Annotated in this window: 11 protein-coding genes; 1 reads left to right on the forward strand and 10 read right to left on the reverse strand. The window is 33.0% G+C overall.

The genetic code is table 11. The features are described from left to right. Nucleotides 1-26: 26 nt before the first annotated feature. The 6 genes from STERM_RS12845 to pncA all read right to left on the reverse strand — a co-directional run bounded on the left by STERM_RS12845 (nucleotide 27) and on the right by pncA (nucleotide 5,606). Nucleotides 27-893: a YitT family protein gene (locus STERM_RS12845; RefSeq protein ID WP_012862055.1), complete on the reverse strand. Its 867-nt coding sequence runs from the start codon at nucleotides 891-893 to the stop codon at nucleotides 27-29. After that, on the reverse strand, nucleotides 890-2,707 hold the full coding sequence (locus tag STERM_RS12850; protein WP_012862056.1) for an HPr kinase/phosphorylase: 1,818 nt from the start codon (nucleotides 2,705-2,707) through the stop codon (nucleotides 890-892). The genes STERM_RS12845 and STERM_RS12850 overlap by 4 nt, the downstream gene beginning before the upstream one ends. A gap of 96 nt (nucleotides 2,708-2,803) precedes the next feature. Next, nucleotides 2,804-3,361, reverse strand: a complete 558-nt coding sequence (locus STERM_RS12855) for an SPOR domain-containing protein (RefSeq protein WP_041309994.1) — start codon at nucleotides 3,359-3,361, stop codon at nucleotides 2,804-2,806. A 17-nt stretch (nucleotides 3,362-3,378) separates the two neighbouring features. Then, a complete protein-coding gene (locus STERM_RS12860) occupies nucleotides 3,379-4,077 on the reverse strand; it encodes a 5'-methylthioadenosine/adenosylhomocysteine nucleosidase (protein ID WP_012862058.1) in 699 nt (232 codons plus the stop codon). A 131-nt stretch (nucleotides 4,078-4,208) separates the two neighbouring features. After that, on the reverse strand, nucleotides 4,209-4,787 hold the full coding sequence (locus tag STERM_RS12865; RefSeq protein WP_012862059.1) for an HdeD family acid-resistance protein: 579 nt from the start codon (nucleotides 4,785-4,787) through the stop codon (nucleotides 4,209-4,211). A 192-nt stretch (nucleotides 4,788-4,979) separates the two neighbouring features. Next, on the reverse strand, nucleotides 4,980-5,606 hold the full coding sequence (pncA, locus tag STERM_RS12870) for a bifunctional nicotinamidase/pyrazinamidase (protein ID WP_012862060.1): 627 nt from the start codon (nucleotides 5,604-5,606) through the stop codon (nucleotides 4,980-4,982). Between the two features lie 263 nt (nucleotides 5,607-5,869). Between pncA and STERM_RS12875 the strand changes: the two genes are divergently transcribed. Next, entirely contained in the window at nucleotides 5,870-7,111 is a 1,242-nt protein-coding gene (locus tag STERM_RS12875; protein WP_012862061.1) for a bifunctional folylpolyglutamate synthase/dihydrofolate synthase, read from the forward strand. Nucleotides 7,112-7,175: 64 nt separating this feature from the next. On the opposite strand, the gene ftsH is transcribed toward STERM_RS12875, so the two are convergent. Genes ftsH through mltG form a run of 4 tightly spaced genes read right to left on the reverse strand, consistent with a single transcriptional unit; the run spans nucleotide 7,176 to nucleotide 12,587 of the window. After that, on the reverse strand, nucleotides 7,176-9,224 hold the full coding sequence (ftsH, locus tag STERM_RS12880) for an ATP-dependent zinc metalloprotease FtsH (protein ID WP_012862062.1): 2,049 nt from the start codon (nucleotides 9,222-9,224) through the stop codon (nucleotides 7,176-7,178). Then, entirely contained in the window at nucleotides 9,214-10,542 is a 1,329-nt protein-coding gene (gene tilS / locus STERM_RS12885; protein WP_012862063.1) for a tRNA lysidine(34) synthetase TilS, read from the reverse strand. Before tilS ends, ftsH begins: the two co-directional genes overlap by 11 nt. Further along, a complete protein-coding gene (locus STERM_RS12890) occupies nucleotides 10,529-11,635 on the reverse strand; it encodes a SpoIID/LytB domain-containing protein (protein ID WP_012862064.1) in 1,107 nt (368 codons plus the stop codon). The genes tilS and STERM_RS12890 overlap by 14 nt, the downstream gene beginning before the upstream one ends. Before the next feature lies 1 nt (nucleotide 11,636). After that, nucleotides 11,637-12,587, reverse strand: a complete 951-nt coding sequence (mltG, locus tag STERM_RS12895) for an endolytic transglycosylase MltG (RefSeq protein WP_012862065.1) — start codon at nucleotides 12,585-12,587, stop codon at nucleotides 11,637-11,639. Nucleotides 12,588-12,595 lie beyond the last annotated feature (8 nt).

Here is a 12,595-nt window from a genome sequence, read left to right on the forward strand (position 1 = left end):
TTTTTCTCTCCTTTTTTTATAAACTGTTACTCAATAAATCCTTCGCCTAATACCTGATCAGCTTCGGTTATTATTACAAAAGCCTCTTTATCTATCTCTTTTATATAAGATTTTAATTCAGAAAGCTTTCTGTTATGAACTACTGTAATGATCATTTTTTTCTCGTCATCTGTAAACATTCCGCTGGCCTTTATAAGGGTTCCGCCAAGCTCCATATCAGTTATTATGACTTTTTTTATATCCAGATATTTGTCAGAAATAATATATACCATCTTGGCATAGCTTTCACCTTCTGTTATTACATTTACCACACGTCCTGTTATAAAAAGACAGATTATGGAATATAGAGCTATCTCCACACCCATTGAAAAGGCTGCTGCCAGTACTACCATCAGATCTGCCAGTGCCAGTGAGTTCCCAATCGATATTCTGAACAGCTTGTTTATTATACTTGCTATAATTACTGTTCCACCGGTACTTCCTCCCACCTTAATAACTAAGCCTACCCCGATTCCCGAAATAATCCCGCCATAAATTACAGGAAGCATAAGATCACCGGTCTCACCGTTTTCATGCAGAAGTCCCTCTGTCCCCAGTATTTTTATAAGTATATATGTAAAAAATATTAAAAGTCCTATACTTAATATTGTCTTATATCCGTATCTTTTCCCGAACATTTTCATTGATATCAATATAAGCGGAATATTAATTACTGCTGTTGTAATAACCGGACTTATCTTAAACAGATGAAACACAATTGTCGCTACTCCTGAAACCCCTCCCGGAGATATTTTTGCGGGCAGCAAAAAATGTATCGTTGCATATGCCGTCAAAAAATTCCCCAATACCAGAAAAAATATTGTATATGTTTTTTTCAAAATTCCCTCTTTCAAAATTTTCCTCCTATTTCCAGCCTTTTCCCCTTATAATCCAAGGCTACTGCTTCTACCAGTGTGGCAGTATTTCTCCCTGTATTTATATGTATTATTTTCTTTACTATTTCTTTTTCCAAAAAACTTTCTGTAAGTGTCAGGTTTCCTATAAATTCACTTGCTTCATCCTCTACTATTTCCACTACCATATTTATAGATTTGCTCTCTTTTACCGCACCTATCCCATAAAGAGATTTCACATTAACGATTCCTACTCCTCTTAATTCCATGAAATACGGTATTTCCCCGCAATATCCCTTTAGAATTTTATCAGGTGTAAGCACTATTTCCACTCTGTCATCTGCTATAAGCCGATGCCCTCTTGTTACCAGTTCCAATCCTGTTTCACTTTTTCCGACACCGCTTTTTCCTGTAATCAATACTCCCAGCCCGTATATTTCCATTAAAACACCATGGACTGTAGTGTGCGGTGAAACCTCAAATTCAAGCAGATCCTCTGCCAGATCCAGAGTTATATTGAATTCATCTGTATTCTCATATAAATTTATATTTTTCATTTCACAATATTTCAAAATTTCATTTTTTACAGAGCTTTCTTTATTTATTAAAATACCGCTTATTTTTCTTTCAAAATATTTCTCCAGTATTTTAGTTCTCTCAGTATCTGAAAATTTTTCCAGACGAACAGATATATCCTCATCAAAAACATGAAGCCTGTCTATGCCGTTTTGCAGATCTGATGCTTCAAATACGGGATAATATAATACCGGACTGTCAATAAAAAGTTCACTTTCTTTACCTGCTATTTTCTTTAATCCGGCTTTATTTTCAAAAGTTTCTATAAGAAAAAGTTTCTTATCTGAAATTTTTTCAGCCCTCATTTTATTTCTCCCAATCAGCTTTTTAGTTTCATCGAAAAAGGTCATTGAAGAATTTTCTCCCATTGATTTCAATCTGTGGTTTAACGCCACAGCTTCCACTATTACCGAAAGACTTCTTCCAGTTTTTATGGGAACAATGGTTTTAGGTATATTTATATCCAGTATTTTTTCAAATTCCTCATCCAGCCCTAAGCGTTCAAATTTCTTTTTAGGCGACCAGTTCTCCAGTATAAGAAGCATATCTATCCTTTTACTTCTTCTTCCTACTGCAGTTCCAAAATTTTTTAAAATATCAAACTCCACTCCGCTGGTCATTTTTAATATATATTTACTGTAATCATTTATCATATTTTTTCCGAATATTTCATTACTTTGATACTTTATTACTCTTACACCGTTATTTGAAATAAAACTGTGTTTTTTCTTTATGAGCTCCAAAACCAATGAATTTCGAAGGTTTTTATCACCCTGTATCAAAACTCCCATTCCAAATATTTCCAAAAATAATGTATTTTCCAGAACAGTTTCCTGTCTCATTTTCTTCCTGATAACTTTTTTCAAACTTCTGTTTATTTCCTGAAAACCTGCTGCTGTTCTTAATATCACACAATCTGTGTTCTCCGCTTTTACGAAACTCATAATTTCACTGATATTTATTCCGTCAGATAAAATTATAAAGACCGGAGAAGTTCCAAAGTAATTTTTCAGCTTTCTTTTTCTCTCTTCAGCGTTCTCTTTTTTTAGATATTCAAGCTCTTCATTTCCCATGATATTAATACAGTTATTATTCCCAGATATTGCATCTGATACTAAGTTCCCAAGCATTTTCTGAATTTTTGGAGCAGTAATTTTCATATCTTTCAGCTCACAGTTTTTGTATACTTCTTCCAGAGCGAGATATTTTCTTATCTCCAGTGCAGAAATTTCTACCATTTTATTCTCCTAGCTTTTTATCCGGCTCAAATATTAAAGTAACATATGACTGTTCATGTCAGATTTTATTTATATCTTTCCAACCCAGATAAAATACTACTTTTGATTTATTATCTGATAACTGTAATTCTTAACCTTTTCCTTCAGTTTTTCCAAATCTTCATTTGAAGATACAGTCTTGGAAATAATAATATAGACTTCTTTTCCGCTGCTTGTTTTGCTGTTTCTTATTTTAAAGTCACCGTCTAATTTTTTAAGTGCTTCGTCTGCATCAGTTTTTTTATTATATGTTGCTACTCTGATATAGGCCTTTGTCTTAGCTTCAGTACTTTCTTCCTTTGGTTTCGGCGTTTCTTCCGGAGCAGCTTCTGTACTCTCAGGCTGATTTTCTGCCGGAACAGCTTCCGGAGTGTTTTCAGCATTATTTTTATCTGCTTCTGTTTTCTCCGCCTGAACTTCCTGTATCTGTTCACCTTCTGCAATAGGTGCTTTTTCAGAGTCCTGATAAAAATCATCTCTTCTTATTTTTAACTTCGAAACAATATCATTTGTTACTTCTTTACGCTGCTTAAAAAATCCATATGTAAGATAAAATACATATGTAAGAAATATCAAAAAGATAAAAAAACTTAAGAACCCATTGTTTCTTCTCATATTCTCTCCCGATTTTTTTATATTTGTTCCTGTGACAGCACTTCTGCAAGATGACATACCAGCTCTTTGGAATTATTCGCGGCCAGCTCCGTAAACTGTGAATACTCCATTGTGGAATCATCTGTTACAGAATCTGAAATCGATCTTATTACAAGACATTTTTTATCCAGTCTGTGGCAGACCTGTGCTACTGCAGCACTTTCCATATCCACGCACATTGCATTAAATTCGGCTGCCAGTTCCTGTTTTGCCTGTTTTAGGCTTATGAACTGATCTCCTGAAATTATAGTTCCCGAATAAATTTTATTATTTGACAGTTTGTATTCTTTTACTATCTCCATTAATCTATCGTTTGATAAAAATACTGAAGTATCCATTCTTGGAATTTCACCTTTTTTCAAACCAAATTCTCTTACATCCATATCATGCTGAAGCATTTTTTCTCCTATTACTACATCTCCGACTTTAAGCTTACTGTCCAATGCTCCGGCTACTCCTGAAAAGCATACAGCCTTTACATTAAATTTTACTATCATTATAGTTGCCAGCATAGCAGCATTCACTTTTCCTATTCCAGACTCTGCCAGTACTATTTTTCTATTTCTAAGACTTCCTATATAAAATGTAAATTTACCTATTATCTCCTCATAACTGAACTGCATCTCGTCCTTTATTATATTAACTTCTTCAGACATTGCACCGATTATACCGACCATAAAAAAATCCTCCTAAAATTTTTAATCATTCAGACTAAATTATATCATAAATGCAGAAAAAAAAATATCCTTTCCCGTTACAAAGTTTTCGTGTCCCGGAAAAGGATATATATTTTATTTCTTATCTTTTATTAATCAATTAATTTTTTTATATAACTGCTTATAGTGAAATAATCCACTGAATTACATATGAACTGTACTCCCAGAAATGCTGCTATAAGTGCTATTGAATTTTGCGGCCATGATATTATCAGAAAAACAGCAAGCAGTATTTCCACTATTCCTGTAAATATAAACAAACCCATTCCCGGATATCCTTTATTAGAATATGCTATTGTAATCCTCATTATCCCGGCTGCCAAAAACATAAAGCCTATGAAGAAAGCCAGTGATAATACACCTACTAACGGATTTTTCAAAAATTCATATCCCAGAAAAATATAAGCAATACCTAAAAGTATTTCCAGTATCAGAGACCATATATTCTGCAGATTTTTAAAGAATAAAGTCGTAAGTATCAGTATAATTCCTCCTGCTATGAATAAAATCCCCATTAGTACACTTATTGCCCAGCCTGAAACTACCGGCTTCGCAAAACACAAAACTCCTGCGACTGCAAAGAGAATCCCCAGAATAATATAATATATTCTTTGTTTTTTCAAATTTTCTTTTCCTAAATTTTTTAACTGCTCTAAATCTAAATGAATCATAGTAAACCTCCTGATTTAAAATTATAACCGTTACATTTCCCCAGCTTAGCTGAAATATATACTTTTCAGGACAAAGCTGATATTTTCTTACAATCTACCTAATTTTCAGAAATTTTTCCTCATAAGATTTATTCTCTTCTTTATTCTCTAGTACAGGCAGTCTAAACTTTCAGTTATATTCAATTAATTATTTTATGTCAAATTAATTGAATTAATTAGTAAGACACCATTCTTCTTCATTTCTTCCACGGCTTTCTGACTGTCATCAGGATTAATATTTACTCCCATGCACCCGTCTTCTATAAGCCAGACTTTATATCCCAGTTTCAAAGCATCCATAACTGTATACTTCACACAATAATCCGTCGCAAGACCCATTATATACAGTTCCTGTACTTCATTTTCTCCAAGAAAGCAGTTCAAATCCGTCTTATTTTTTCGACCGTTATCAAAAAATCCGCTGTAGCTGTCTACTTCTGTATCTCTTCCCTTATACACTATTTTACTTATATTTTTCCTGTTTAACCTGTCATGAAATTCAGCTCCCGGAGTGTTCTCCACACAGTGTACAGGCCACCATACCTGAGGAAGTCCGTTTAGCATACCTGTTTCTCCAATATTTGCAGAAGAATTTACTGCAAAACTTTTATGTCCTGCCGGATGCCAGTCCTTTGTAGCAATGATCAGATTTTTGTTTTTGACAAATGCTTTTATTGCTCTGTTTGCTGTTTCTATTACATCATCACTGTTTCTTACTTCCAAAGCACCTCCCCTGCAAAAATCTTTTTGTAAATCAATTAACAATAATGCTTTTTTCATTGCTGTCACCTCACAAAAAAATTATTTTTCATCCCAGTTACAGTTTACCATGTATTTTATTTTTATAAAAGTATTTATCATTTATTATTACAAAAATTTTTTTATAATAGTTTACTGCTCTTATTTTTTATCTCTCAATATATCAAAATAAGCAGCATCAAAATTTTTATATCTGTTTAATATTTATATATTTTTTGAATATAAACCTCTTTTTTATCTTTATATATTTTCTTATTTCGTGTATAATTATTCTTGGTGATAAAATGAATATTGATAATATATTAAATAAAATTTTCAAACTAAGGGCAGTTCCAAAAAAAAATCTGAATAATATAAAATTTGTATTGAAGAAATTAGGAAATCCCGAAAAGAATCTAAAAATAATACATATTGCCGGAACAAACGGAAAAGGCTCTGCCGCTTCCATGCTGGAATCTGTTCTCATAACGGCAGGATATAATGTAGGAAAATTTACTTCTCCGCATATTATCAAATTTAATGAAAGAATTGTCTATAATAAAAAAGAGATTCCTGATGAAGAAATAGCAGGATTTTTTGATATAATTGAAAAAATTACAGAAAAATATAATATTTATCTGAATTTTTTTGAAGTTACCACAATAATAATGTTTTGTTATTTTAATAAGCTAAAACCTGACTACACAATTATAGAATGCGGTCTTGGCGGACGTCTTGATGCTACGAATACCGGCAATTCATATTTGTCGGTCATTACTAATATAAGCTTTGATCACACAGCTGTTTTAGGCAACACGCTTAAGGAAATTGCCTTTGAAAAAGCAGGGATAGTACATGACGGACAAATTTGTATCTTTGCGGGCAACCACTCCGAACTCACAGAAGCAGTAAAAAATAAAACAGATAATTTTGTTGACATTATGACAAAATATAAAAATATTGATATTTCACTTGATAAAACTACCTTACATACAAAAATTTCTCTTAATAACAGTATTTTTGAAATTCCGTTATATGGTATTTTTCAGGGCTGGAATTTTTTACTGGTTTATGAAACCGCTAAAATACTTAAAATCGAAGATTCTATTATTGCAAAAGGTATTTCCGATGTAAAATGGCCGGGAAGATTTGAGATTTATTCAAAGGATCCGTTAATTATCCTTGATGCAGCTCATAATACCGATTCAGTGAAAGTTCTGAGAGATAATATTCTTTCTCTTTATCCTAAAAGTGAAACTGCTGTGATTATTTCCGTTTTAAAAGATAAAAATATTAATGAAATCTTTTCTCTTGCAGAAGAATTTACAGATAATATTTTTTGTACTTCATTAAGTGAAAGTCACAGAGGATTTACTTCAGAAGAATTAAAGAATGTTATAAAAAGGAATGATCCCTCTATTGAATACTATTTTGATGATGATTTGGAAAAAATTACCAGAAAAGCTCTTTCCCTGAATAAAAAAGTTCTTATAGTATGCGGTTCATTCTATTTGATTTCAAAATTTAAGGAGCTTTATAATCTATAAACCAGACTATAAAAAAATCAGGTCTGTATTGTATTCAAACAATACAGACCCTTTTATATTAATTTTATACATTTTCACTAAGAGTTGCATTTCCCATTTTACTGTCTTCTTCTACAGATTTTTCTATTTCGTTTTCTGCTTCATTTAATTTTGTAACAATATTAGATGAATTATCATCTTTTTCTATTTCTTCCACAGTTTTCCCTGTAATTATTGCTCTTACTTCCGCACCTGTTATTGTTTCTTTTTTCAGAAGAAGTTCCGCAACCTGATCTAATTTATCCCTGTTTTCTCTTAATAAATTTAAAGTATTTTCATATTCTCTTTTTACGAGATTTCTTACTTCCATATCTATTTCTCTGGCTGTTTCATCACTCATTCCGTTTCCGAACATAAATTCCCCGTCATTAAGCGGTTCAAAATTTATAGGTCCCAGCTCTTTACTCATACCTACTTTTGTTACATAAGCTTTAGCAAGATTAGTAACATGTTTTATATCTGAGTATGCTCCTGTACTTACATCGTCCAGTACAAGCTCTTCCGAAGCTCTTCCTCCCAGTGATACTCTCATACTTGCTATTATTTCCTTACTGCCTGTAACAAGCTTTTCTTCAGGAAGCGGCATCATAAATCCTCCTGCACTTCCTCTTGGAATTATAGTCACTTTATGTACAGGATCGGCATTTGGTGTCAGTTCTGTCACCAGAGCATGTCCTGCTTCATGATATGCAAGCAGTCTTTTTTCTTCCGGCTTTATTATCTTAGATTTCTGACCCAGACCCATTCCGATTTTATCTACAGCTTCATCAAGGTCACCCATGTTTATTACATCTCTTCCTTCTCTTGCAGCAAGAATTGCAGCTTCATTAAGAAGATTTTCCAGATCGGCACCTACGAATCCCGGAGTTATTTTTGCTATATCCTCTAATTTTACATCATCAGCCAGCTTTTTATTTTTCGCATGTACCTCAAGAATAGCTATTCTTCCCTGTACATCCGGCGCATCTACGCTTATTCTTCTGTCGAATCTTCCTGCTCTTAATAATGCAGGATCTAATACATCTTCTCTGTTTGTCGCAGCTACTACTATGATTTTTTCATCAGTTTCAAAACCGTCCATTTCTACAAGCAGCTGATTCAGTGTCTGTTCTCTTTCATCATTTCCGCCGTGTTTTCCTGTTCCTCTTTTACGTCCCACAGCATCAATCTCATCTATAAATATGATTGCCGGTCTGCTCTTCTTAGCTTTTTCAAATAAATCTCTTACTCTTGAAGCTCCGACCCCTACGAACATTTCTACGAATTCAGAACCTGATATGCTGAAGAATGAGGCTCCCGATTCGCCTGCTACTGCTTTGGCTAGTAACGTTTTTCCCGTTCCCGGACGTCCCAGAAGCAGAACTCCTTTTGGCACTCTTGCTCCTGCTTTGGTAAATTTTTCAGGATTTCTTAAAAATTCCACAATTTCTTTCAATTCTTCCTTAGCCTCGTCTACACCTGCTACATCATCAAATTTTACTTTAGATATATTTTCTTTTTTATTTGTTTTTGTTTTCCCAAAGTTAAATATCTGACCGGGTCCTCCCTGACCATTTGACATTTTTTTACTTAGATAAACAAATGCTCCTATTATTATGACAAACGGTAAAAAGTTAAATACCAGAGGCCAGAAATAATTTGGCCCTGTGGGCTGCTGTACTTTCAAGTTAATATTTTTTGATTCTATTACACCCATCAGATTAGTGTCTTCTCCCACTCTGTCAGTAATTTTTCTTGCTTTATAGATTACATCTTTATTGTTTTCTTTTAACTTTGTTGTTATGAAATCGTCCTTTTCTTCTACTTCCTGTATTTGTCCGTCTTTGATCTTATTGATAAATTCAGTATACTGTATCTCTTTTACGTTTTGCATTGAAGTATTCAGCTTATCGGTAAGATTCGGTGCAGTGGTCAAAACCAGAATAAGCAGGACCAGACCCAAAATAAACGGAAGTTTGCTATAAGGGGGCTTCTGATTATTGTTATTATTTTTATTATTTTGTTCCCTCCTTTGCTTTTTCAGCTCTTCGAGTCTTTTCGATATATCATCTTTTTTATCATTATTATTTTGCATTTTTCCTCCTAATAATTAATTTCATCTGTTCTTTGCTAACGGCATTTCTGCTTAGTTCTAATTTCCCTGATATTTTTATATCGCCTATTGCAGCTATTTCATTATCTAATTCAATTACAGGGATCCTCTCCCTCTCTTTTTTTTCAATTTTTTCATCAATTAATATCTTTTTTATTTTTTTATATCCCAGATTTTTCAGATATATTCTGTCTCCCTCTTTTCTGCTTCTTACTTTTATATTTGTTTTATCCCCGAGAAAAATTATCTTTCCGTTTTCCCGAGAACTCTCTTTTATATCTCTTTTTGTTACCTCAAGCAGATAATCTCCCCATTCTGTCATTATTCCTTCTTCCAGTATAAGCTCTTCCGGAAGAGGTACATATTCATTTTGAAAAATCACCTCTAGTTTATCATAATTTTTGTAAAGTATAAAGTTATTTCCTAAATTTATTTCTTTATTTCCTTTTGAATTTATCAATTCTCCTATCTGTCTGATTTTTTCCCTGTTTATCTCTATGTCATACATGGAAATCAAATCAAAAATCCTTTTATTCTGCATGGTTTTATCCATTTTCCTTAAGTCTGAAAGCCACAATACAGCTTCTTTGCTTTTTTCAATATCTTCAAAATTATTTATCTCTTCAATCAATCCGGCTATTTTTTCCCTGAACAAAGGATTAACCTCGCTGAACAAAGGAAAAATCAAATTTCTGATTTTATTTCTGGTATATTTTGTTTCAAAATTCGTAGAATCCAGTCTGTATTCTTCATCTGCACCATCCAACACCTCTAAAATATAATCTTTTCTGAATTCCAGTATAGGTCTGATAATTGCTCCCCTTTTTACAGGAATCCCCTTTAAGCCGTTTAATGCTGTTCCTCTCAGAAGCCTGAATATAAAAGTCTCGATATTATCGTCCAGATTATGGCCTGTAGCTATTTTATCAATATTATTTTCTTTCATAATATCAAAAAATATTCTGTATCGTTCTTCTCTTCCGGCCTCCTCCTCGGAAATTTTTTCTCTGACCGCAGTTTCTTTTACATCTGCCTCTCTTATATGATACCTTACCTCATATTTTTCTGCAAATTCTTTTACAAATTTTATATCTTCATCTGCATCTTCTCTGAGTTTATGATTTACATATACTAATTCCAGTTCAAGTCCAAGACTTTCCCTGAAAAAATTTATACAGTGAAAAAGAAAAACCGAATCCGGTCCTCCTGAAAAAGCGATTAATACCTTATCATTTTTTTTCAGTAATTCATATTTTCCAATAATTTTTTTTAATTTATCGGTTATTCTAAAATCCAGCATCTCTATATTCCTCTATTTTTATTCCTGTAAAATAGTATTGCAAAATCTGGTCGTATTTTTTATTTTTTTCCGCCTGAGCATAAGCTCCCCACTGAGACAGTCCTACTCCGTGTCCTGAACCGTTTCCGTTAAATGTAAATGCTCCCCCGTTATCTGAATAATCAAATACAGTGCTGAAAATATTGGTATAACCAAGTCTTTTTCTAAATTCATTTCCGGTAACTGTTACTGTTTTTCCGCTTCCTGTTAGAAACAGTTTTTTTATTCTGTTATCTTTTCTTTCCACTTCTATTACCTCAGGATAAACACCGAATATTTTTCTTAATCTGTCTTTTGTAATAGTATAAGTCCAGTATCTTCTCGGAGAATCCATTATATTTCCCGAATCATCCACTGCTTTCAGATATTCTACAGGTACACCTCCCCATACATCTTCCACATTAGCCGTAAATCCTCCGCTGTCATCGTGAAATATTGCATTGATGGGTTCACCCTTATATGTCATTACTATATTTTTAGTTTTGTCTATAAGACTGTTGATTTTTTCATCTTCTGCTGCTATTCCTTTATACACCTGTGAATTTACATTATCTACCATATCATAATTTTTGAATTTTGAATTTTTGGCATTATAATAAGAATATGTTCTAGATGTTACTATTTGAGCCTTTACAGCTTCATCAGGAAATTTTTTCCCTATTTCCGAAGGTATCACACTGTAAAGATACTGATCCATTTCTACAAGATTTACAGGAACTATTCTTCCGTTTTCGATAATCAGGTCAAAATTTCCCCGATAACCGTCGAAACTCTTCCCGCTCTTGCTTATATATAAAAAGTCAGTTCCCTCAGGCTTTAGTACTATATCACTGTAAGACTGCCCTTCATAAGTTACTGCATTTTTTCCTGCAGAAAATTTCACTTCTCTTTTTTTGCCGAGAAGTACTCCGTTGGAAAAAACTTCTATTTCATTATTTGCTCTCACATATAACTGATTTCCCGAATTGCTTAAAATGGCTATTTTCATCTCTTTTGCAGAAAGCAGGCCATAAATCATAAGGAAAACAGCTGTTAATATTATTTTTAGTTTCATATTATTTTAACTGCCCAGTCTCCTTTCTTTTTCTCAAATGCTCATCATGAGTTTTTGAATAATAAGTTCCTCCCTTATATGTAAAAAAGAATAAATCTCCGGTTATTTCCGCATTCACTACAGCATCAAAAGTTTCTTTCGAAGGATTTGACACCGGAGTAGGAGGTAAGCCTTTATGCTTATAACTGTTATATGGAGACATATCCGTAAGAAGTTCTTTTCTGTATGCCTGTCTTCCGAGCTCATACTTTAATGTCGCATCTGATTCAAGCCTCATATTTATTTCCAGCCTTTTTAAAAATATCCCAGCTACTTTTGTTTTATCTTCTTTTTTCGCTACTTCCAGTTCTACTATTGATGCCAGCTTTAATTTATTATAAAAATCATCTTTATCCGGATATTTTTCAGGAGGATAATTTTTCAAAAATTCTTTTAGAATAGCGTCTACTACTTCCTTTTCACTTGTTCCTTCATAAAAAAAGTAAGTTTCAGGGTAAAAATATCCTTCATAATTATTATTCGGATGCGGATAAGGAAAATCTGCTTTTTTTAGTGCCTGCTCCAGCTTTTCTTTTGTTCCAAGTCCCAGCTTTTCTATTCTCTCAAATACCTGTCTGTTAGAAAATCCTTCCGGTATAGTCAGTCTTATTTCATCACTTTTTCCGCTTACAATTTTACTGATGATCTCCATTCTGCTTACTTTTCCGTCAAATTTATAAGAGCCGACCCTTGCTTTTGAGCCATTGCCGGTAATTTTCAGGTATACCTTATCAGTCAGGGTATATTTTATTCCAAGATCATTATAGATTTGGTTAAAACTCTCACCCTTTCTCACCACTACATATTTATTTTTAAATTCTTTTACAGGTGTAAGCATCATCATAAAAAAAAGTAAAAATAAAAATATTAGTATACCTATAAATGTGCTAAAACATATTATAATTTTTTTCATTTTTCTCC

The sequence above is a fragment of the Sebaldella termitidis ATCC 33386 genome (assembly GCF_000024405.1).
Classification (GTDB): domain Bacteria; phylum Fusobacteriota; class Fusobacteriia; order Fusobacteriales; family Leptotrichiaceae; genus Sebaldella; species Sebaldella termitidis.

What these genes read in the sequence shown, in the direction of transcription:
- STERM_RS12850 (WP_012862056.1), bottom strand. Translation starts at nt 2,707, where the DNA reads ATGGTAGAAATTTCTGCACTGGAGATAAGAAAATATCTCGCTCTGGAA.
- STERM_RS12855 (WP_041309994.1), bottom strand. Translation starts at nt 3,361, where the DNA reads ATGAGAAGAAACAATGGGTTCTTAAGTTTTTTTATCTTTTTGATATTT.
- STERM_RS12860 (WP_012862058.1), bottom strand. Translation starts at nt 4,077, where the DNA reads ATGGTCGGTATAATCGGTGCAATGTCTGAAGAAGTTAATATAATAAAG.
- STERM_RS12865 (WP_012862059.1), bottom strand. Translation starts at nt 4,787, where the DNA reads ATGATTCATTTAGATTTAGAGCAGTTAAAAAATTTAGGAAAAGAAAAT.
- pncA (WP_012862060.1), bottom strand. Translation starts at nt 5,606, where the DNA reads ATGAAAAAAGCATTATTGTTAATTGATTTACAAAAAGATTTTTGCAGG.
- STERM_RS12875 (WP_012862061.1), top strand. Translation starts at nt 5,870, where the DNA reads ATGAATATTGATAATATATTAAATAAAATTTTCAAACTAAGGGCAGTT.
- ftsH (WP_012862062.1), bottom strand. Translation starts at nt 9,224, where the DNA reads ATGCAAAATAATAATGATAAAAAAGATGATATATCGAAAAGACTCGAA.
- tilS (WP_012862063.1), bottom strand. Translation starts at nt 10,542, where the DNA reads ATGCTGGATTTTAGAATAACCGATAAATTAAAAAAAATTATTGGAAAA.
- STERM_RS12890 (WP_012862064.1), bottom strand. Translation starts at nt 11,635, where the DNA reads ATGAAACTAAAAATAATATTAACAGCTGTTTTCCTTATGATTTATGGC.
- mltG (WP_012862065.1), bottom strand. Translation starts at nt 12,587, where the DNA reads ATGAAAAAAATTATAATATGTTTTAGCACATTTATAGGTATACTAATA.